General features: G+C 48.8%; 22 protein-coding genes and 1 pseudogene. 18 read left to right on the plus strand and 5 right to left on the minus strand.

The window, feature by feature from the left end; genetic code table 11:
- Positions 1–289: 289 nt before the first annotated feature.
- Positions 290–1,531 carry a DUF1479 domain-containing protein gene (locus RHD99_RS06325; RefSeq protein WP_309877980.1) on the minus strand — a complete coding sequence of 414 codons (1,242 nt, stop codon included), beginning with the start codon at positions 1,529–1,531 and terminating at the stop codon, positions 290–292.
- A gap of 244 nt (positions 1,532–1,775) precedes the next feature.
- Between RHD99_RS06325 and alaC the strand changes: the two genes are divergently transcribed.
- Positions 1,776–2,978 (plus strand): alanine transaminase, encoded by a 1,203-nt coding sequence (gene alaC, locus RHD99_RS06330; RefSeq protein ID WP_309877981.1) that lies wholly within the window; start codon positions 1,776–1,778, stop codon positions 2,976–2,978.
- A gap of 88 nt (positions 2,979–3,066) precedes the next feature.
- On the opposite strand, the gene ypdK is transcribed toward alaC, so the two are convergent.
- Together ypdK and RHD99_RS06335 are read right to left on the minus strand one after the other, a co-directional pair.
- Positions 3,067–3,129: a membrane protein YpdK gene (gene ypdK / locus RHD99_RS23985; protein WP_154152584.1), complete on the minus strand. Its 63-nt coding sequence runs from the start codon at positions 3,127–3,129 to the stop codon at positions 3,067–3,069.
- 381 nt (positions 3,130–3,510) lie between these two features.
- Positions 3,511–3,714: a hypothetical protein gene (locus RHD99_RS06335; protein WP_183270110.1), complete on the minus strand. Its 204-nt coding sequence runs from the start codon at positions 3,712–3,714 to the stop codon at positions 3,511–3,513.
- 930 nt (positions 3,715–4,644) lie between these two features.
- Here RHD99_RS06335 and RHD99_RS06340 point away from each other — a divergent pair.
- The 9 genes and pseudogenes from RHD99_RS06340 (at position 4,645) to hha (ending at position 11,689) form a co-directional block, all read left to right on the plus strand.
- Entirely contained in the window at positions 4,645–5,211 is a 567-nt protein-coding gene (locus RHD99_RS06340) for a fimbrial protein (RefSeq protein ID WP_309877982.1), read from the plus strand.
- 110 nt (positions 5,212–5,321) lie between these two features.
- Positions 5,322–6,011: a fimbrial biogenesis chaperone gene (locus tag RHD99_RS06345; protein ID WP_309877983.1), complete on the plus strand. Its 690-nt coding sequence runs from the start codon at positions 5,322–5,324 to the stop codon at positions 6,009–6,011.
- A gap of 32 nt (positions 6,012–6,043) precedes the next feature.
- Positions 6,044–8,358 (plus strand): annotated as a pseudogene (locus tag RHD99_RS06350) (fimbria/pilus outer membrane usher protein); the annotation flags it as partial.
- Positions 8,359–8,445: 87 nt separating this feature from the next.
- Positions 8,446–8,712, plus strand: a complete 267-nt coding sequence (locus tag RHD99_RS06355; RefSeq protein ID WP_309879088.1) for a FimD/PapC C-terminal domain-containing protein — start codon at positions 8,446–8,448, stop codon at positions 8,710–8,712.
- A 10-nt stretch (positions 8,713–8,722) separates the two neighbouring features.
- Entirely contained in the window at positions 8,723–9,751 is a 1,029-nt protein-coding gene (locus RHD99_RS06360; protein WP_309877984.1) for a fimbrial protein, read from the plus strand.
- 2 nt (positions 9,752–9,753) lie between these two features.
- Positions 9,754–10,320 carry a fimbrial protein gene (locus RHD99_RS06365; RefSeq protein WP_309877986.1) on the plus strand — a complete coding sequence of 189 codons (567 nt, stop codon included), beginning with the start codon at positions 9,754–9,756 and terminating at the stop codon, positions 10,318–10,320.
- 68 nt (positions 10,321–10,388) lie between these two features.
- On the plus strand, positions 10,389–10,868 hold the full coding sequence (locus tag RHD99_RS06370; RefSeq protein ID WP_309877987.1) for a fimbrial protein: 480 nt from the start codon (positions 10,389–10,391) through the stop codon (positions 10,866–10,868).
- Between the two features lie 18 nt (positions 10,869–10,886).
- A complete protein-coding gene (locus tag RHD99_RS06375; protein ID WP_309877989.1) occupies positions 10,887–11,450 on the plus strand; it encodes a fimbrial protein in 564 nt (187 codons plus the stop codon).
- 32 nt (positions 11,451–11,482) lie between these two features.
- Positions 11,483–11,689, plus strand: coding sequence for a hemolysin expression modulator Hha (gene hha, locus RHD99_RS06380; RefSeq protein ID WP_309877991.1), 207 nt, complete (start codon positions 11,483–11,485; stop codon positions 11,687–11,689).
- Between the two features lie 83 nt (positions 11,690–11,772).
- Here the strand turns inward: hha and RHD99_RS06385 are convergent, their stop codons facing one another.
- Both RHD99_RS06385 and hpaX read right to left on the minus strand, forming a co-directional pair.
- On the minus strand, positions 11,773–12,726 hold the full coding sequence (locus RHD99_RS06385) for a LysR family transcriptional regulator (protein ID WP_309877992.1): 954 nt from the start codon (positions 12,724–12,726) through the stop codon (positions 11,773–11,775).
- Positions 12,727–12,927: 201 nt separating this feature from the next.
- Positions 12,928–14,316 carry a 4-hydroxyphenylacetate permease gene (gene hpaX / locus RHD99_RS06390; protein WP_309877994.1) on the minus strand — a complete coding sequence of 463 codons (1,389 nt, stop codon included), beginning with the start codon at positions 14,314–14,316 and terminating at the stop codon, positions 12,928–12,930.
- A 300-nt stretch (positions 14,317–14,616) separates the two neighbouring features.
- Between hpaX and RHD99_RS06395 the strand changes: the two genes are divergently transcribed.
- The 8 genes from RHD99_RS06395 to RHD99_RS06430 all read left to right on the plus strand — a co-directional run bounded on the left by RHD99_RS06395 (position 14,617) and on the right by RHD99_RS06430 (position 21,292).
- The gene (locus RHD99_RS06395) at positions 14,617–15,090 is read left to right on the plus strand and encodes a MarR family winged helix-turn-helix transcriptional regulator (protein WP_309877996.1); all 474 of its coding nucleotides are present in this window, start codon (positions 14,617–14,619) and stop codon (positions 15,088–15,090) included.
- Positions 15,091–15,422: 332 nt separating this feature from the next.
- Positions 15,423–16,550 carry an amidase gene (locus RHD99_RS06400; protein ID WP_309879089.1) on the plus strand — a complete coding sequence of 376 codons (1,128 nt, stop codon included), beginning with the start codon at positions 15,423–15,425 and terminating at the stop codon, positions 16,548–16,550.
- 108 nt (positions 16,551–16,658) lie between these two features.
- Complete coding sequence (locus RHD99_RS06405; protein WP_309877997.1) at positions 16,659–17,786, plus strand: acyl-CoA dehydrogenase family protein; 1,128 nt, start codon at positions 16,659–16,661, stop codon at positions 17,784–17,786.
- 22 nt (positions 17,787–17,808) lie between these two features.
- A complete protein-coding gene (locus RHD99_RS06410) occupies positions 17,809–18,168 on the plus strand; it encodes an IacB protein (protein WP_183270102.1) in 360 nt (119 codons plus the stop codon).
- Positions 18,169–18,203: 35 nt separating this feature from the next.
- Positions 18,204–18,719, plus strand: a complete 516-nt coding sequence (locus RHD99_RS06415; RefSeq protein ID WP_309877999.1) for a nuclear transport factor 2 family protein — start codon at positions 18,204–18,206, stop codon at positions 18,717–18,719.
- 28 nt (positions 18,720–18,747) lie between these two features.
- The gene (locus RHD99_RS06420) at positions 18,748–20,058 is read left to right on the plus strand and encodes an aromatic ring-hydroxylating oxygenase subunit alpha (protein ID WP_309878000.1); all 1,311 of its coding nucleotides are present in this window, start codon (positions 18,748–18,750) and stop codon (positions 20,056–20,058) included.
- Positions 20,059–20,541 (plus strand): aromatic-ring-hydroxylating dioxygenase subunit beta, encoded by a 483-nt coding sequence (locus RHD99_RS06425; protein ID WP_309878001.1) that lies wholly within the window; start codon positions 20,059–20,061, stop codon positions 20,539–20,541.
- A 10-nt stretch (positions 20,542–20,551) separates the two neighbouring features.
- On the plus strand, positions 20,552–21,292 hold the full coding sequence (locus RHD99_RS06430; protein ID WP_309878003.1) for an SDR family NAD(P)-dependent oxidoreductase: 741 nt from the start codon (positions 20,552–20,554) through the stop codon (positions 21,290–21,292).
- Positions 21,293–21,295 lie beyond the last annotated feature (3 nt).

The raw sequence follows: 21,295 nt of genomic DNA on the forward strand, positions 1-21,295 counted from the left end.
AGGAGAAACTGACAATCCCCTCTCCCTGGGGAGAAGGAGAAACTGACAATTCCCTCTCCCTGGGAGAAGGATAAACTGACAATCCCCTCTCCCTGGGGAGAAGGAGAAACTGACAATCCCTCTCCCTGGAGAGAAGGAGAAACTGACAATTCCCTCTCCCTGGGGAGAAGGAGAAACTGACAATCCCCTCTCCCTGGGGAGAAGGAGAAACTGACAATCCCTCTCCCTGGAGAGAAGGAGAAACTGACAATCCCCTCTCCCTGGGGAGAGGGTTAGGGTGAGGGGAAAACTACTTCCCGCCCAACTGTTCACGACCCGCAGGGGTTAAATCACCTGGTGTCGCGCGTCCGTCAAAATCAACTTCAAAATCATCGGCAGCAAAATCAGGCGGTGATTTCCCTTCAACAAATGATGACCACTGGCGCTCAAGGTACGCGGCATTTTTCTCACACCACGGTGCGGCGGCGATATACATCACGTTGCTATCGAACTCACCCTGATGCTCATTTTCAACGGCATGAATCACATCGCAGTGCCAGAAAACGGTATCGCCCGCTTCCATATTCGGAATTGAGGAAATCCCAGTAAGTAAAAGGGGATGCCACTGTTCGTTAATAGAAAGTGCACGCCCAGGTTTTGCTTCACACAACGACTCTTCAGGCACATCGTCTTGTAATGCTCGCAGCAAAATGTAAGCCATCGCGTTCGCTACCGGCAGCAATGTCAGCGTGCCGCCATGCTTACGTTGTGGGCTCAGAGCCGTCCAGCCCTGGAAAGTACGGAACATAGAACAGACCGCCGGGGACGGGAATTCTCGTACTTCTGTACGACCCTCTGCGGCGAACGGGTTGTACTTCTGCCACTCACCGGAGAACACATGACGGTAAACATGACGGAAATTCTCATCCAGCCAGCGTTCAACAGAACCGCCATCCACATGCGGAGACAGGCCCAAAGAGTTAGAACGAGGCGGACGACGGCGGGTGCGGTCGGCATAGCTCACCACGCGATCCGGGTCGAAATGCTGCTTACCGTTGCTCTCGGTTTCCCATAAATTGTTCAGGAAAACCTGCACTGCTTTCATCCGTGCATGTTGGCGTGCTTCGACCTGTGGCTTCGACCAATAAATGCCATAGATTTGCGGCTTACTTGCAGCAAGTGTGCCGAAATAGTTGTCTTCTGCCGCATTTTTCAATTTCTCGACGAAGTTATTTCGCTCCAGATAATTCCCGACTTCCTCATTCCAGGCTTGAGCCTGAGCCTGTGGGAACACGCCTTTGACAGTGCAGCAGCCGCGCTGGCGAATCAGCGCCTTTTGTTGCTCGCTCACGCGATGATTCACAATGTCGTCGGCGTTAATCTGCGGCACAGGATTTTCACCGCGATCCATTTCAGCGCGAATTTCTGCAATCTGGCGCTTCATATCGCTTTCGAGTTGTTCAAAAGCGGCTTTGTAGCCAGGCAGCTCGTGGCGAAGTTTTTGTTTTATCTCACGGATAGCACGCGGTACGTCATCAATGTGTAGGGTCATGGTAGGGCTCCACGTCATCGGGAATCAAAGTTATTGGTTTGTTGCGACACGGTTAATGTAATTCAGTTTAATCAAACAAAATAGGGATAAGCTTCAAATGAAGCTTCCTCTTTTATGGGGAGTTAAAAATATTTCTCTTTCCCTCTCGACAGATGATTTTTATTCAGGCTATTTTCTAAGCAAGCCACATCGCGTGGCAGCGTCGCTCGGACGGTCCGGGCGCTCACGTTAATCTGAGGAATTTATGGCTGACTCCAGTCCAAAACGTCGTTTTTCGCGTATCGATCGTCTCCCGCCGTATGTGTTTAATATCACCGCTGAACTGAAAATGGCGGCTCGTCGCCGTGGCGAAGATATTATCGATTTCAGTATGGGCAATCCTGATGGCCCGACTCCACCGCATATCGTTGAAAAACTCTGCACGGTTGCGCAGCGCGAAGACACGCACGGTTACTCCACCTCCCGAGGCATTCCGCGCTTACGTCGCGCAATTTCTCGCTGGTACAAAGATCGCTACGACGTTGAAATCGATCCCGAGAGTGAAGCGATTGTCACCATTGGTTCGAAAGAAGGCCTGGCGCACTTGATGCTGGCAACCCTCGACCACGGCGACACCGTACTGGTGCCAAACCCAAGCTACCCGATTCATATTTACGGTGCGGTTATCGCCGGGGCGCAAGTGCGCTCAGTGCCGCTGGTGGAAGGCGTTGATTTCTTTGCCGAGCTGGAACGTGCGATCCGTGAAAGCTATCCGAAACCGAAAATGATGATCCTCGGCTTCCCGTCGAACCCAACCGCGCAGTGCGTGGAGCTGGAATTTTTCGAAAGGGTAGTGGCGCTGGCAAAACAGTACGACGTGCTGGTGGTGCATGATTTGGCCTATGCCGACATTGTTTATGATGGCTGGAAAGCCCCGTCAATTATGGAAGTGCCCGGCGCACGCGATGTCGCCGTTGAATTCTTCACCCTGTCGAAAAGTTACAACATGGCAGGCTGGCGCATTGGTTTTATGGTCGGCAACAAAGAGCTGGTGAATGCGTTGGCACGAATCAAAAGCTACCACGACTACGGCACCTTTACGCCACTGCAAGTCGCGGCGATTGCGGCACTCGAAGGTGACCAGCAATGTGTGCGTGATATTGCTGAACAGTACAAACGTCGCCGTGATGTATTAGTAAAAGGCTTGCACGAAGCGGGTTGGATGGTGGAATGCCCGAAAGCGTCGATGTATGTGTGGGCGAAAATTCCAGAAAAATATGCGGCGATGGGGTCGCTGGAGTTTGCTAAAAAACTGCTTCAGGAGGCGAAGGTGTGTGTCTCGCCGGGTGTGGGTTTTGGTGACTACGGTGACACCCATGTGCGCTTCGCATTAATTGAAAACCGCGATCGCATCCGGCAGGCCGTGCGTGGTATTAAAGCGATGTTTCGTACTGATGGCGTTATTTGACGACATTAAGTCAATAAAAACAACGTGTTGCTTGTAAGCTAAATCATTCGAGTTGCAGACATTGCAACTCGAAGTATGACCGGTAAGGTTATTCAACCATCATCACAAACGTACCCACCCAAACCAACAAAATGAATGACAACCCCATCATGAAATATTTCACGTTACATTGCTCCGCGCGTTCGTCCGCGCAATTTTGCTAAAGAATTCAGTATAGAAACAGGGAATCGCCATTTGGGATTTTTGGGATTAATTCCATAAGCTGTGGCCGTTCCATATTGTTAACCGTTGCCGAACCCCGGGTTCGACGGCGCTAATGTACTCTCCCTGGAAGGCGGAATACAAGGGGCGGAAATCGGTAGTGGCAATCATTTTTTAAACTTTACAATTTAAGCAGCGATAAAATAATAAACCTTTTGAATTAAAAGGGTTTTTTATCAAGTGAAAAGACTGTGGCGCAGATGAAAAAACGTTGTTGCGAGGCGAATTCTTTGCGAAATAACAGGCCCAAAAGAGCCTGTTAACGTGGAGATTATTTGGTTGCGTTGGTGGCGTTTTCCATCGCCTGCTTCATTGCGGCGTTATTGATTGAGTTCTGACGATTCTGTTCAGCAAGGTAACAGGTATCTTTGCTGATTCCCTGTGCCTGGCAATCTGCCTGGCGTTGTGCCGAAGTGCTGCAACCTACCAATGTTCCAACCATACTCACTACCATCATTAACATTATTTTTTTCATTGCTGTTTAATCCAAAATAGAAAAGTCACCGCCGAAGCGAACTGCCGTTATCAGGCGGAACGCATAATCCACCATTTTTAGTATGGGTAAATTAGGAAAATGCTTAATCATTGATTTGTTCAATGGTTCGCAGCAAAAATACTTCTAAGAGCAGCAAGGCTACCAGGGCCACGCTATAGAGACGGCAAGCTTTTGGGGTAGGGGATTCCTGCGCGGGTGTTGTCGGTTTTTCTCGGACTTCTTTAATGAGATTCGCCTTGCAAACGGCGGTCACTCTCTGGCTCTGGATGACGCAAGGTTCAACCGACTGACGACGACCTGAAAATCACCATCCGGCAATTTGTCTATTTGGTCGAATGGCTGGCGAACCGTAAACCTGATGTTTATACACCTCTAATCTAAATAAGCCGGTTAAATATAAACCATAAAGAAGAGGATAAATTGTTATTTTCGAAGGAGGGGGGTGGTGAAATCATTTTCTCTTAAGAATCATCTGAAGGTGCTGTATTTATTTATATAATGTTGATTGTTCATCTTACGTAATGCCCTGGTTAGGCAGTTTATGTGTTTATAAATTGTTAAATGGCGTCAATAAATTATCGTGTATAGGCGGATATAGTGATGATTATTATTTCTTAATTAATAAATAAGCCATATGCATTTATGTCTAACTGATTGGTTTATTTGCTTTTTGTGTTTTTTTTCATATTCTCCCCCTCTTCCATATTTCTAAGTAGATACGGTATAGTCTTCGAACGGAATATATCTCTTCGCTGACAGTAAACCTGATGGTTACATCGCCGGTTCTTAAAAAGATATCTTTCATCTATAAATCAATTTAAATGACTTGAGTTGGTTTCATTTTAACACAATAAAAAACCACATCAAAATATTGGATGTGGAAATCTCTACCCATAAGGAAATATATCAATGTCTTTCAATAAAGGTTTAATCGCTTTGGCTTTATCTGCAATGGCTTTCTCTTCAATGAGCATGGCTGCTGAAACATATGGTAAGAGCACTGGTACTGTTGATTTTACCGGTAATATTGTGAATACCCCATGTGCAATTACGACTGCCAATCAGAGTCTGAAAGTGGATATGGGTAATATCCGTGCTTCTGACTTTGCGGCAGGGGTAGGTACTGCTGATAGCCACGCTGATAGACAATTTGTCATTGTTCTGAGTGACTGTACTGTTTTAGCCGATCCGATTAAAGCAACCGTCACCTTTGGTGGCCTACGTGCTAAAGGTGACAAAGCTCTGGCTACTGGTACAGGTGACGATGTGTCTGGACAGCCTACTGCGCAAGGTGTTGGTATTCAGATTGTAGATCAAGCGAGTGGTACTGATCTGGCCATGGCTACTGCCTCCACTGCCGTTCCTATCACCAATACAGAAATGCAGCTGTTCTACGGTGCTCATTACGTTTCTGTTGGTGATGTAAAACCAGGCGTGGCTAACGGCCATGCTACTTTCTCAGTTGCTTATAACTAATTAATTGATTTTTTAGTCACTTTAATTAGCTAAACAACGGTGTTATTTGAAATAGCACCGTTGTCTTTTAACTGATTATTTATTCCAATGTTAATTAAAGGTTTTGTTTCATGAAAAAGCTCACTCTTCTTTCAGTATTATTTTCCATGGTTGTTTCTCCTGCAGTATTAGCTGCGGAAACAGGGGGTATCGCCGTTGGAGCAACACGTGTCATCTATAATGCTGACAGTAGGGAAGCCTCATTAGCCGTTATTAACCATAGCGGAGCTCAGTATTTTTTAATTCAGTCCTGGGTTGATGACAGCGCTGGAAGTAAAAAAGTTCCGTTCACCATTACGCCACCACTTTTCCGTCTGAACGCCAATAAAGAAAATATGTTGCGTATTATAAAAAGCGGCGAAGGATTACCGCAGGATCGTGAATCCGTCTATTGGGTGAACGTGAAGGCCATTCCACCTGCACCAGAAGGCGACGGGCAGAATACATTACAGTTGGCGGTGAAAACCCGCATAAAAATGTTCTATCGTCCAAAAGGTTTGCCGGGAAATGCAGCCGAAACGCCTAAGAAACTGGAATGGCATCAGCAAGGCGATGATCTGGTTGTGAAAAACCCAACCGCTTATTCTGCATCGTTTAATAATCTTACTGTTGACGGTAAAGAAGTCAAAGACGCTAACCTGGTCCTCCCACAAAGTGAAGTCCATTACAAATTAAATTCTGCTCACGCCAGCAAAGTAGCCTACAAATGCATTAATGATTTCGGCGGACTGACTGATGAAATTTCTAGCTCGGTGAATTAATAGTATCTCTTGTTTAGGCTATGGTAAAAATAATGATCTCAGAAAATAAGCACAAGCTAAATAATGCAGGGAAATCGCGCCTATTATCTGAGGTGGCATCACCACATTATTTTAAACTAAAACTATTGGCATTGCTCATTGGTTACTCTGGACTGAGTTTTGCTGACCCTAGTTTTAACCCTGCACTGCTGGATACTTTAGAATCCGGAGAGGTGTCTGACCTTTCAGTATTTACCAAAGGGAACAGCCAGGCACCCGGCAAATACACCGTCGATATTTTTGTGAATAATTCACCCGTCGATCATAAAGAAGTCACTTTTTATGCCGATAAGGATAATATCAACCCAGAAGGCAGCGGGCTGATTCCTTGCCTGACTTTGGATGAATTAAAACAGTACGGTGTAAAGCTTGACGCCTTTCCTGAATTAGCCGCACTGGCTAAAGCGGCCAGTGAACAAAAAGAATCCTCCGAGTCTGCTGTGACCACCGGAAGTGGGAATGCAGCAACAGCGGCTGCCGAGGAATGTGTTAATTTTCTTACAATCATTCCGTCATCTTCTGCGGTATTTGAATTTGATAAACAAGCATTAAACCTCAGCTTTCCTCAGGCGGCGATTTCTCAGTCTGCGCGCGGTTACGTTGACCCTGCACTCTGGGATGAGGGTATTAATGCGCTGATGATGGACTACAACTTCACCGGTTCTAACAGCACCAATAAGTATGATGGTTCTGAAAAATCTCATGATGACAGCTATTACCTGAGTTTACGTAATGGCATTAATCTGGGGCCATGGCGTCTGCGTAATTATTCAACCCTCAATGACAATAACGGCAACCGTGAATGGGAGAACATTAATACTTATTTGCAGCGCAGTATTATTCCGCTTAAATCCCAGCTAACGATAGGCGATGGTAATTCCGGCAGTGACGTTTTCGACAGTGCGCAATATCGTGGTGCGCAGATTGCCTCTGACGACCAAATGCTGCCAGACAGCCAGCAGGGGTTTGCCCCTGTCGTGCGTGGTATTGCCAAAACCAATGCCCAGGTCACCATCAAGCAAAACGGTTATACCATCTATCAGAGCTATGTCTCACCGGCGCGTTTGAAATTAACGATCTCTACGCCAGCGGCGACAGCGGTGACCTTGATATCACCATTAAAGAAGAAGATGGCAGCACGCAGCACTTTATTCAGCCCTTTTCCGCAGTGCCTATTCTACAGCGTGAAGGGCACCTGAAATATAGCCTGACGGCAGGGCAATACCGTGGTGGATACGGCGGGGGAGATAAACCTAACTTTGGTCAGTTAACCTTAATTCGCGGTTTTTCACACGGCGTTACGCTGTATGGCGGCGCTCAAGGGAGCAAGGACTATATGTCTGCGGCTCTCGGTCTTGGTAAGAACATCGGTGATTTTGGTGCGGTGTCTGTCGACGTCACTCAGGCCAAAACAGACCTGCCTGCGGGCGAAACGTCTAAAGGGCAGTCGTACCGTTTCCTGTACGCAAAATCGTTTATCGACTCGGGAACCGACTTCCGTCTGCTGGGCTACCGCTATTCAACCAGCGGTTTCTATACCATGCAGGAAGCCGTGGATATGAATAATCAGGATACCGACGACACTGATTACAACCGTAGCCACCATAAACGCAGCCAGGTGCAAGGGTCTATCACCCAGTCGATGCCCGATAACTGGGGGGCGTTCTATTTTTCTGCCAGTTTGCAGGATTATTGGGGCGTGACTGGCAAAGAGAAAACCCTGCAGACCGGTTACAACAATAACTGGAACAGCATCAGTTATAACGTTGCGGTCAGTCAAACCAGTAACCCTGATGAACCGACAGATACGCTGGTTTCTTTTAATATCTCGGTGCCGCTGGACAGGTTTATGAAGGGGGCTTATGCCACTTACGGTATAAACCACGACAGCGATGGTCACGTGACACAACAGGCGGGTATGAGTGGCCAGACAACGGACCAGAGACTCGACTATAGCCTCAACGCCAATACCGGTAACCAGGGTGATAGTACGGGCGGCAGCGCCAGCCTGAACTACCGTGGCGATCACGGAAACAGCAACGTGGGTTACAGCTATTCGCAAGATTCCCAACGCTTGAACTACGGGTTATCCGGCGGCGTGATTGCTCACGCGCATGGTGTCACGTTCTCCCAGCCATTGGGTGAAACCATGGTACTGGTTGAAGCACCGGGTGCCAGTGGCGTGGAAACCACTAACGACAGTACGGTCGGCACCGATTTCCGCGGCTACGCATTATTGCCTTATGTCACACCGTATCGCCGCACCAGCGTGGGGCTGGATACCACAACGATTGGCAGCAACGTGGATATTAGCGACAACATTAAAGATGTGATCCCCACTCGCGGGGCGGTCGTGCGTGCAAAATTCAATACTCATGTCGGCTACCGGGCATTAATGACGTTGATTCGCCAGGACGGCAAGCCCGTTCCGTTTGGTGCCACGGTGTCGCAACTGGCCAGCGAACAAGAAGACGAGAATACGGCGATTGTCGGCGACGGCGGTGAAACCTACCTCAGCGGCTTGCCCGCAGAAGGGAAGCTGATCGCGTCCTGGGGTAAGCAAGGTAGCCAGAAATGTGTGGTGACTTACAAACTGAATATCACCAAAGAAGATACTTCTTTAATGACCCTCCAGGCAAAATGCCTGCCTGGGCAGGAGTGAAATAAAGAATATGAATAAATTGAAATATTGGATAGTCACTGCGGTGGGTGCCATGGTACTGATGTTTACCCAGATGACATATGCAGGTATGTGTCAGGGAAACCCAGATCCCAAATATAATATTACACCGGTACATATATCAGGGGTTATTAACCTCCACATTTCAAAATATGGTGTGAACTATCCCCTTCAGAGAGGGGATTACAGTTTTGAATCGGCATTTGGTCAGATGGGATGTTTGAAGGCCTTCAGTGGAATTAAAATAACGGGTTCTAAATCATTAATTAAAGCGGTGGATATACAGGGGAACGATGCATGGAAGTTACCCATGACGCCACAAGAAGGTGTTCAGCCACAGTTCGCCATTGAACCGGGAATAAGGCTGGGTACACAAATAACTCCCCTATACGCGGATGGTATTGATACATCCATACAAGGAATCCGTAGTGTTTCTAGTGCTTATAATATTTCACTCGTGACGATATCAGACCTCTTTGCTCCAACCAGCAAAAGCAGCATGACGTACACCGTCCCCGATCCGGTGGCGTACGTCAGCGTTGGCGCCGAAAACTATTCGATAGATTACCCGGCAATTTATCTGGATAGTTTTACAGTGACTTACACGGAAACCTCGTGCGGAATAAAATCAAAGCAGGGTTCAGTGATTAACTGGCCTGCGTTATATAAAACAGACATCGTGAATGGTACAGCGGAATCCAAACCTTATAGTCTGTCATTGATTTGTGGTAACGAATCAGACCCTGCGTTACCTGTCAATATTAGCTTTACTTCCACCCATGGTTTTGCCGATGCGGCCAACGGTATTGTGAAAACTAATCTGGCTAATTTAGGTTTGAAACTTTCATGGGTGAATCCAGCACTGACTCCATTGGCATTGGATCAGGTTAATAAAAGTATGTTAGCCGGTGTCGGTGATTATTCTGTTCTGGCAAAACCGGTCAAATTATCCAAATCGACGGATACGCTTCAGAGTGGCCAGTTTGATACCACTGTTACCATGAATATAGAGTTTCAATAGATATGAAAAAAATCATATTAGCTAGCACACTGTTGTTGGCAATGTTGTCTACTGAAACTTTTGCCGATGTGCCAAACCAGGTGCAACTTCATTATACAGGGACAATTATCAACAAACCGTGTGAAGTGTCGCTGGGAAGCACCACAACACTCAATATGGGCGATTTGGATATTGCGACATTTTCAACCGCCGGAACTACCAGTCCCTGGCTGAATTACAATGTCCTGTTTTCTAATTGTGATGTATCGACAAGCATTAATATATCTAGCTCTCCAAATGGTGCATACACGCCTTACAACCCTATGATAACAGTAGGAACATTTGCGGTTTACAATAGCCAGTCGGAATTGCTAAAGGATATTGGTCTTCAGGTATGGGCAGACGGTGATAACGATATGTATAAATATTTCGGAAGCACTCGTTTGGTTATTATTCCTGATCAACATGAGGGCCAGGAACTGCTCAGCTACAATATGCCTATTAAGTTTAGATTTTATAACTTAACTGGAGCTCCTCCTCAGCCCGGAGGTATTACAGGTGTATTTACTATGACGGTTGAGTATAATTAATGATGAAAAAAACAAATCCTAAATATACGCTGTCAGCTATTTTTTATTCTGTTATATGGGTAGGTTTAATGTGTCCATTAGCAGCATATGCTTCCGATGACTACACCTTTAATATTAAGGCTAATTTAACAACATCGTCTTGTACGGTTAACACTGAAAACTTAACGTTTAACTTGTATATAAACGCCGTAGATTTACAAACAGCGGGCAGCAGCTCAAGCTGGCAGGAACTGCCAGGCCAGGTCATTAAATTATCCAACTGTTTTGGTGGCACCAACAGTGTGGATGCGACGGTGAGTGGCGTGATGGATGACGATGATACTGACGGGTTTAAAAACCAGAGTGGAGCTTCAACCCCTGCCACTGGCGTCAGTGTACAGCTGAAATCCGGTGAGCAGATGCTGCATAACAACGACGTGATTACGGCGGATATTAAGCCTGACCATACCGTTGATATTCCCCTGGCGGCACGTTTGTACACTGCGAAAGGGAACGTAATATCCGGTGACGTCTATTCCGTGATCAACCTGACGTTAAGCTATAAATAGCTTCTGGAAATGACAATAATGAAAAGCTTCAAAGCTATGCCAAAAAACATATTACTGATACCGCTGACGCTGACTTTACTGACTGTTTCGGGTGCTGCTCTGGCTGTTAATTCCAATCATGTACAAGTCATTGTGAATGGCACTGTCGGCAGTTCAAGCTGTAGCGTGGTCGGCGGCCCTTCGATGACAGTGGATTTAGGCGTTGCCACCCCGTCGATACTGAACTCTTCAAACTCAGCCTGGGTCTGGAAGCAGTTCTCAATTGGCCTTGAAAACTGCCCGATGGGTATGAGTAAAGCGACCATCACCTTTACAGGCCAACCCGACCCCAATAACCCGTTGTATTATAAAAATACGGCAGTGGCGACAGAAGGCGTGTCTGTGGCAGATAACGTGGCTATCCAACTGGCTCCTCAGGTGGGGGAAAAATATTTAAGCACGGGAACACAAATGACGACTGGGGTAAACAGCACGACCCACCAGGCTCAATTTGACGTGCAGGCAAGAATGATTACCCCTATGGGGGGCGCTACCACAGGGAAAGTCGCCGGGCATATCGAATATTCCGTTGAGTACCAATAGCGCTGATGCCAGCGCATTATAAGGAAGGTAAAATGAGCCGAGGACAATGGCTAATGTTGTTAAGAAAATGCAGAACGCTAGAAACACTGGAACGAGTCATTGAGCATCGGCGGTATTCTGCAAATTATATTCAGGATGCTGAGGCCTTTAATTCCGCAGCCGATCACCGCCTTGCCGAATTAACGGTTAATAAATTATTTGATAAAATACCAGCATCTGTATGGAAATTAATAAAATAAATTTTAATGAACGGTTGAGTTGTGAGGTGGTGAAGATAATATCACCACCTTTTTTATTACTGCTGAACCTGGTTTTGTCGTTATTAACTAATGTTTTCTTCTCTCATTTTTAAAGTGAAGTGTTCTTCTATTTTTGTGATGATTTTCACGAAGTTCTCATTGCCCATCGAACTTTTATTGTAATTAATATAAAAATCAACAGGCGCAATATTGAAGTTGCTCGGAAGTATTTTTAGCCCCATTGCATCAGCAAAGTGTTCAGCAAACCATTTAGGCACAAAGCTTAAACTATCGGTTTTCGCTGAAACGGCGGAGTTTACAAATACTGAACTGCTGCTGAATGTGAAATTGCGCGACTGGAAATGTTCATCAATATCTCGTTGTATTCTTTTTAACCCTACAGTATTTACATTAAGAAAAGTTGATGGTTCATTTTGTAGACTTTCAGGAGAGATTAACTTTTCGATATTGGGATGATCCTTCCGACACACTGGCACCACATTTTCCTGCATGCAAAGCCTGGAAATAACTGAAGAACTATAATAAGGGTGAGTATCCAGCACGATATCCGCTTTACGATAGGCCAGTATATCTTCACCATTATTGAGCAACGAGTCAGCAGAGAGGTGGACTAATTCACAAGGAATATCGCTTTTCTGAATATCTGCGCAAAGATCGGGCAACATACGTAATGCAAGATAGGGAGACGCATAAATCATCACTTTATGTGTCGTTGTATTCGCTGAGAAATTAATAATAGAGTCGAGCAGGTTGCCAAAATTTACGCTTATCTGAGAGTGGAGTTTAATTGCAATGGTTGTGGGTTCTATTTTTTGCCCTGTCCGTACAAATAATGGGTCGGAAAAGTGCAGGCGTAATTTGTTCAGTGATTGGCTTATTGCAGAACCGCTTAAGTTTAATGTTTCTGCCGCTTTTTTTACACTGCAATGAATGAAAACAGCTTCAAAAATTAATAATAAATTAAAGTCGAAAGAGTGGAAGCGCTCGAGGTTTGATAGATTTTTTTCATTAGTCATGATTTAAATATTCCCTGAGTGAAAAGTAAACGAAGTGAAACCATTCACGACTATCCGTTAAAATGACAAATAATGTAATTTATGAGTATAGTTTATTTTTACATATCGTGTGTGTTATTTTTTTAGAATGTCTTTTTTGTTATAAATGGAACTTAATCACGACTGAGCCAGGTTTATTAAAATCTGACTCAGCCGGCGTATTTACACGCTTCTGGATTGCGCCGCTTTTTTCATTGGAATCAATGAAATTACGATAGCGCCTAAAACAAGGAACCCGGCAACCATATAGATGCCAGCATTGAAATTACCCGTCACATCTTTCATCCAGCCCATTAAAAGCGGCCCAAGTGCGGCTCCGGTCATACCGGTTGCGTTAATAACTGCAATTCCAAGCGCGCGAGCTTGCAGAGAAATGGACTGGTCTGGCGTAGTCCAGAAAATCACCATGGCGGCAAACGCACCCGCTGAGGCCATCACAATACCGGTAAACTGGAGCATCGGGTTGGTGCTTGAGGCGGTTAATATCCAGCCTGCGGCGGCAAACAGGTACGGCAACAGAGTATGAATTTTGCGTTCATTAAATCGGTCAGAACGCTTACTCCACCAAATCATCCCGACAATAGTACAAATTTGCGGAATCGCGCTGAGCAAACCGATGGTGATGTTATTACTTTCCTGATTAAAACTGCGCAGAATAAGCGGCGTCCAGACACTCAATGCGCTTAAAGTATTCGTCAGGCAGAAATAAGCCAGTGTATAAAGCATGATTACCGGGGTAAATAATTCCCGCAGCATGCTTCGTTGTGGCGTTAAACCGACATTAGCGCTCTGCTGAGTCTTGATAATATTCAGCCGATCGGCTTCCAGCATTTCGTTCAAACAGGCTTTGTCGTCGTCGGTGAGCCATTTGGCTTTAGACGGCGAATCATCCAGCCAGAACCACACCACCAGGCCCAATATCACCGACGGGAACCCTTCCAGCAGGAACAACCATTGCCAGCCTTTCAGGTTGAGTAAACCATCCATATTCAGAATATAACCGGAAGCGAGCGAACCCAGCGCCATCGTGACCGGCATGGCAATCATAAACAGGGCATTGGCACGGGCACGATACTGAGCAGGGAACCAGAAGGTTAAATAAAGTAATAAACCCGGTAAGAACCCCGCTTCAGCAATCCCGACCAGCATTCGCAAGACATAAAGACTTCCGGGGCCGGTGGCAAACATGGTCGCGGTAGACGCAATCCCCCAGACCACCATCAACACGGCAATCCAGCGGCGTGCGCCGACAATACTCAGCATGATATTACTCGGCACGCCGCAGATAACATACATCACATAAAACAACGTGGTCGCCAGGCCAAACATCGTGCTGGTCAGGCCCAGGTCTTTGCCCATGGTCAAACCGGCAAAGCCAATATTAATACGGTCCAGATACGAAAAAACAAACAGCACAAACAAGAAGATGATCAACCGCCGAAATAGCTTTTTAATCACCGCTTGTTGCCGGGGATCCAGCGGTATGTCGGTTGGCGATGTTGGGGCCAGTACTTCAGAGCGAGCCTGTTCCAGAGAAGGACTTTCGTTCATGTAGAGCTCCACATTGTGTTTATAAGTATTGTCAGCTCCGTGTTTTCAAGGATTGAGCGCTTCCCATCCCAGTCAACGCAAACACGTGCGCTAACGTATAGGAAAGAGAGGGATTGGATGTCAATGCGGTGTTTGATAAATGATACGAAAATGTTATCGGCGTTGCATTTGTGAATCATAAAGTGTGCGGTAATCGCCCGTCACTCTGGTTTGTAATGCTGCTTTGCCCGGTGCGCTGTGTTCTGTCAGGGTTTAGCAGGTATAATCGCCAACTCTAAGACTTTCTCGGTAAGGAACTTCATGAGTAATCTAAATAAAACACCGGATGATCAACCTGCGGACACCGTTTTTCACCGTGAAGAGTTCCCGTTTTACTGGATAGTCAACGTCTATGCCCGCTATACCCAAATCATGGAAGTGACGCTGAAAAAGGTGCAACTGGACGTTTCTGGGTTCCGGGTCTTGATGGTTACCCAGCAGTACGGCAAGGCCAGCATTTCGCAAATCTCTGAACACGCGATGGTCAAAATGCCAACCGTAACCAAAATTGTGGGCCGCCTGCGCGAAGAGGGATTAGTGACTACCGCCAGCAGCGAACAAGACGCGCGGGTAACCGAAGTGATGCTGACCGCCGTTGGGCAAGAAAAAGTGGAAGAAGCTTACCGTCTGGCAGGCAAAGTTTTTGAGAAAGGGTTTAAGGGGATGAGCGCCTCTCAGGTCGAAAAAATGAACCTGTCGCTGGGAAAAGTTCTGGCTAACCTCAACGAGCTCTGATGCAAAAACCACAGAATGACAAAATTGTGACCGCCTTAAAAATTCAATTCAACCTGCTGTAAAATAAGATTTTTTATCCACTTGTCGTCCTGAATCTTCATGACGACTTTTTTGTCTGCCCGCCATTTTTCTCTTATTAATTCATCAGCATAACCCAATAGCCATTGTATATTTGCGGTTATATTAATGTTATTTACTTGTAAAAATAACGTGAAATATTACTTGAATTTTCATCTAAATATTCCATGATTGACTCATCTTCACTCAGAACAAAAAAGCGGCAACGACTGCTTGCGTAATGTGATACACATTCTCTGATTAAGGTGTTAATGATGAAGTCTATTTGTGAGAGCAATGGTTACGTTGAGCAGTTTGTCCTCGGTGAGGGGGAACTCCGCTTTGCGGTAAAAGATACGCTGGATATTGCCGGTTACCGCACTCGTGCCGGGTGTCAGGCGCTCGCGGCAGCCCCGATTGCCAGGCATCATGCCAGCGTCGTTGAGACATTACTCGACAAGCGCTGCGTGCTGACCGGTAAAACCACGCTGCACGAATTGGCATTCGGTGTCACGGGCATTAACGCCTGGAGTGGAACGCCGGTGAATCCGCACTTCCCACAGCTTATCCCTGGCGGCTCATCAAGCGGTTCCGCCGCCGTGGTCGCCTCGGGTGAAGTCGATTTTTCGCTGGGCACCGATACGGGCGGCTCGGTCCGTATGCCCGCAGCCTGCTGCGGGGTTCTCGGATTTAAACCCGGTTATGGCGTTCTCAGCCGCAAAGGGGTTTTGCCTGAACACAGCTCGCTGGATTGCGTCGGCATATTTGCCCGCGACGCGAAGGTTTTGCGCCAGGTTGCCCATCATCTTTCCATGCCCGAAAGCCTGCCGTTAACCGCGTTGCCTGAAGTGGCGTTTGTTGCGGCGGCAATACCAGAAATTGATGCGCTAATTCTTAAGCACCTTGAGCAGCGGGGCCTTCGCCCACGCCATTCCACACTTTCGATGCTTGCTGATGCGCACCGCGCTGGGCTTACGATTATCAGCCACGAAAACTGGCAGGCGTTTCATCCATTGCTGAGCAGTGACGAGGTTTCGCCAGATGTGGCAAGCCGAATTCGGGCGGGCAAAGATGTGGAACCTGCCGCGCTTGCTGACGCCGAACGCGTACGCAGCGAGTTCACCGCTCAGGTTGATGCGTTACTTGAACAGTCCCCATTACTGGCGCTGGCGACGTTGCCAGAACTCCCGCCAACGCTTGAAGAAGCAGACGATCCTCTCAGCGTCGTGAACCTGACGCGCCTGGTCCGGCCTTTCAATCTCAGTGGGCACCCGGCGTTGACGCTGCCAATCGGTGAGATTCGTGGCCGTCCGGTTGCGTTACAACTGGTTGCGGCCAAAGGGGGCGAAGGCTTGTTAATTCAGGCCGCGCAGTGGTTCGAACAGCAGCGACGACGCCACTAAACACAGCCTTTTCGTTCGTTTTTACCTTTAACTAACGACTCAATGAGCGTGGCTCATTGCGGCTTCGTGCACCCTTTTGCCAGTAAAAATAATATTCGGGAGTGAGCCATGTCTGTCATCAACGTTCGTGAAGAGCTTGTTCCGCTACTGAGCGAAGTCACCACTCGTAGCGCCGATTTTGAGCATCAACGCCATATTTCTGAAGACATTATTGCCCGCTTTAAACAGGTCGGCGTGTATCGCGCGCTGGTCCCGAAAATTTACGGCGGGGATGAATGTTCTCCGGCGCAGTTTTGCGAACTCATTGAGCAGATTGCCACGGCAGACGGTTCGGCGGGGTGGGTGGCAAGTTTTGGCATGAGCCCGTTCTACCTCGGCGCGTTGCCTTTGGACACATTGAAAGAGCTGTACCGCAACGGGCCTGATGTGGTGTTTGCCGGCGGCATTTACCCGACGCACAAAGCGATGCTGGCCGATGGGGGCTATCGCGTCAGCGGGCGCTGGAGTTTTGCCAGCGGCAGCATGGGGGCATCGGTCTTTGGCGTGGGTATCCAGCCTGATGAGGAAAAATCTTTGCCGCGTATGGCGGTGCTGCCACGGGAATACGTGCAGATCGATCCCGTGTGGAACACCGTTGGGCTGGCCGGAACCGGCAGTCACGATCTGCTGGTCAACGATGCGTATGTCCCGCAGGAGTGGACCTTTATTCGCGGTGGTGCGCTGAATCTCGAAGGCGCGCTGTATCGCTATCCGGTGCTTTCCCTCGCGACTCAAGTGTTGTCAGTGGTCGCGCTGGGCGTGGCACGGGCGGCGCTCAATGAAATCTATCAAATCGCGCATCGCCAGCAGTCGGTTACAGGGGCACCTAAGCTCGCCGAAAGGCCGCAGGCGCAGATGCAAATTGCCCGTTGCGAAGCCGACCTGCGCTCTGCACGCGCCTGGTTCTACGAGGCAATTGACGAAGTCTGGCAGAGCTTGTTGGCGGGCGATGCGGCAAATCAGGAACAAATTAACGCCTTACGGCTCTCTTCCACGCACGTGACTCGCGTGGCGGCAGAAGTGGCACGCCAGGCGCTGGCGCTCAACGGCATGGGAGGCGTCACGATGACCAGCCCATTACAGCGTTATGTCCGCGACACCATGGTGATTACACAACACGCCTTTATGGGCGACCTCTCTTATCTCAACGCCGGTACGGTCTTTTTTGGTGGCAAACCGTTACCGGGTTACCTGTGATTTTTCTTAAAAGGAGCAACAGATGAGCCAGACAAACAAATTACGTGTGCTGTTTTGCATCGGGATTAATCAGAACTTTTTCGATGCAAGCCCAGTTGAAGCCAAGCAAGTGTGGGGCGCTTTTGGCGTGATGATGAAAGGGGTTGAAGAAACGCCTGGGATTCGGGTTATCGGCAATATGGATGACGACCAACTGATGGTCGGCTCGTCGACCACCGCGCCATGGACCACTTACATCCTGGCCGATGCTGACGCGCTGGAAAACGTCGCGGCCGTTTGCAACTTGTTCCGCACCACACCGGTGGGTGATAGCGGCAGCAAATTGTGGAAGTACTGCAAAATCGAAGCGCGTGTTGGGCGTGAACTGATTATTCAGGGCTAATTTTTTCAGAGCTTTTTTTCAGGGGAATGGAGCCAATGATGAACTCACAGGACGCGCTGCGTTTGCAGCAACTCGAAGACCAGCAGGCGGCACGCGTTTGCATCAGCAACTACATGTGGCTGTGCGACAGGCTCGATAGTACCGAGACGGTTCAGGCCATCGGCGACCTGTTTACCGCGGATGCGTGCTGGGAAGGCGTGGGCGAGCCTTATGCCGCGCGACTGGGGAGACATCTGGGACGTGAGGTGATTGTGGCCATGATGGCAGGCTATGTGCGAACCCCTGCGCATTTTGCCATGAACGCCCATTTTCTTTGCTCTGAAGCCCTTAACCAGCAGGTCGATGGCCCGCTTTTTGGCCGCTGGCTGATGCTGCAAACCTCCGAGTTTACTGCCGGAGGGGCGCATCTCAACGCCGCGGAAATTAACGTGGAATTTCGCCGCGAAGCAAGCGGTATGCGTATCCACCATTTTACCACCCGCAACCTGTTCAGCCGGCCAGTAAACCATTGGCATGCAGCGGATGAGCTCCCGGTGCCGGATAAAAACTAGACAGCCGATAACGTGCAGGAGATTGGACATGCAATGTGACAACATCATTCAGATAAAAAACATTAATACCGATGCGCCGACGGTGCCTGACCGCGCTGAAATTGCAGCCCTGGTTCAGCACGATCGGGTGCACACCTCGTTGTATAACTCCGACGCGCTATTCCAGCTCGAGCTGGATCGTATTTTCACGAAAACCTGGGTTTGGGTGGCGCACGCCAGCGAAATTCCTGAAACCGGGAGCTTTAAAACCACAGAAATAGGCACCCAGCCAGTCATTGTGGTGCGCGATCGTAAAGGGACGGTTCATACGTTACTCAACCGTTGCCGACACCGCGCCGCCACCGTTTGCGAACACCGCACCGGTAAAACCAACAGCTTCGTTTGCCCGTACCACGGTTGGGGATATGCGCTGGACGGCAGCTTACGCGGCGTGCCACACCCGGAAAGCTATGCCGACCAACTGGAAAAGGGCGAGTTAGGGCTGGTGTCGCTGCGTACAGAGCAGTATGCCGGAATGATTTTTGCCACCTTCAATGACCAGATTGAACCGCTGGAAGATTTCCTCGGCCCGGCGAAAAAATGGATGGATTTGTTTATGAAACAGGGCGCGGGATTCCCGATTAAAACCGGGCCTGCACACCGTTTCCGCTTCCCTGGCAACTGGAAAATCCAGCTGGAAAACACCACAGATGGCTATCACTTCCCGGTGGTGCATCGCTCGTTCCTGAGCTCCGTCGATAAGCAGACGGAAGAGATGCTCAATTTCGTCGATGGCAGCGGCTATGTCGAAGATTTGGGCAATGGCCACAGCGTGATGGTGATGATCCCAGAGCTTGTGGATCTCGATGCCAATCTTGATGCGCCGATCCCCGAGCGTTTTACCGAGTTAGCCGAAGCCCTGCGTCAGGATCACGACGAAGAACAAGTACGCCGCATCGTACGCGCCGTTGGCGGTTCCGGTTTCAACCTGAATCTCTTCCCGAACATCGCTTGTTCGATGGCCTTTTTCCGCGTCCTGCAGCCGATTTCTGTCAAAGAAACTGAAATTCATCACGCCGTCATCATGATGGACGGCGGCCCGGAAATTGCCAACCAGGCAAGATTGCGTCTGCATGAACACTTCCAGGGGCCGATGGGCTTTGGCACGCCGGACGACTCCGAAGCCTGGGAGCGTGTGCAGCGCGGTGCAACATCGGGCAATGAACTGTGGATCATGCTCAATCGCGGACTGGCGGGGGAACACCGCACCGATGATGGTTTACGCAGCGATGTCAGTGCCGAAACCGGCATGCGTGCGGCTTACCAGATGTGGAAAAAACTGATGACGGAGGCGGAATAAATGACAACGCCAGAATCTGTACTGTTTAAAGCTATCTCTCTGATTAACCTCGAAGGGGATTTGCTCGACCAGGGTGAATTTAATGCCTGGCTGGAGTTATGGCAGCGCGATGGGCTTTACGTGGTGCCGATTGATCCCCAGGAGACAGATTTTAAAAACACCCTGAATTACGCCTGTGACGATCATGAAATGCGTGCCCGTCGCGTGAAACGCCTGTATAGCGGCGAGTCGATTTCGACCACGCCACGCGCCAGAACGCTGCGTACGCTCTCGCGTTTTCGTCTGCTGGAATCTCAGGATTCTTTGATTGTGGTGCGCGGGGCGCAATCACTGTGGGAACACCGCAAAGGCCACAGCCGCCACTATGCCGCAGACATCACCTGGCACCTGCAACGGCAGGGCGACACCTGGCTTATCAAACAAAAAGTGATCCGCCTGATCAACAGCGATGATGTCCTGCACAGCATCGGTTACATCCTCTGAGGAGCCAGTTATGACACAAACCGTATTAGTCACGGGGGCTGCGGCAGGACTGGGAAATGTCATCGCCGCCAGCCTGCTGGAGCAAGGTTTCCAGGTGGTGCTGTCGGACGTAAGCCACGAACGTGCGCAGCAAGCGGCAGAAAGACTGGATAGCGGGCAGGGCAATGTGCTGGCGGTGGGGCTCGATATTCGCCAGCCGCAGGATTTTGAACACGCGCTGGCAGCAACGATTGAACGCTTTGGCAGCCTGGAAGTGTTGGTCAATAACGCCGCACTGACGCTGGCCACACCGGTTATGGACATCACCGTTGAGGAGTTTGATCGGGTGATTTCCACCAATTTGCGCGGCACGTTTGTCGGTTGCCAGACGCTGGGGCGCTATTTCGCCAAACGGGGCTACGGTCGCATCATCAACCTCGCCTCGTTAGCCGGGCAGAATGGCGGGACGGCTTCAGGTGCGCACTACGCGGCATCGAAAGGCGGCATTTTGACCCTGACAAAAATCTTTGCCCGTGAGCTGAGTCAATCCGGCGTTACCGTCAACGCGATTGCCCCAGGCCCGATGGATCTGCCTTCGGTTCACGCGCTGGTACCGGAAGAAAAAATGGCGGGGCTATTGAAGATGATCCCCGTTGGCAAGCTAGGCGAGGCTGAGTTTGTCGCCCAGGCCGTAGCATTGTTGGCATCAGAACAGGCATCGTTTGTCACCGGGGCAACCTGGGACATCAACGGTGGTCTGTTTATGCGTTAAGGG

Origin of the sequence: Buttiauxella selenatireducens, assembly GCF_031432975.1 — a bacterium.
Taxonomy (GTDB): domain Bacteria; phylum Pseudomonadota; class Gammaproteobacteria; order Enterobacterales; family Enterobacteriaceae; genus Buttiauxella; species Buttiauxella selenatireducens.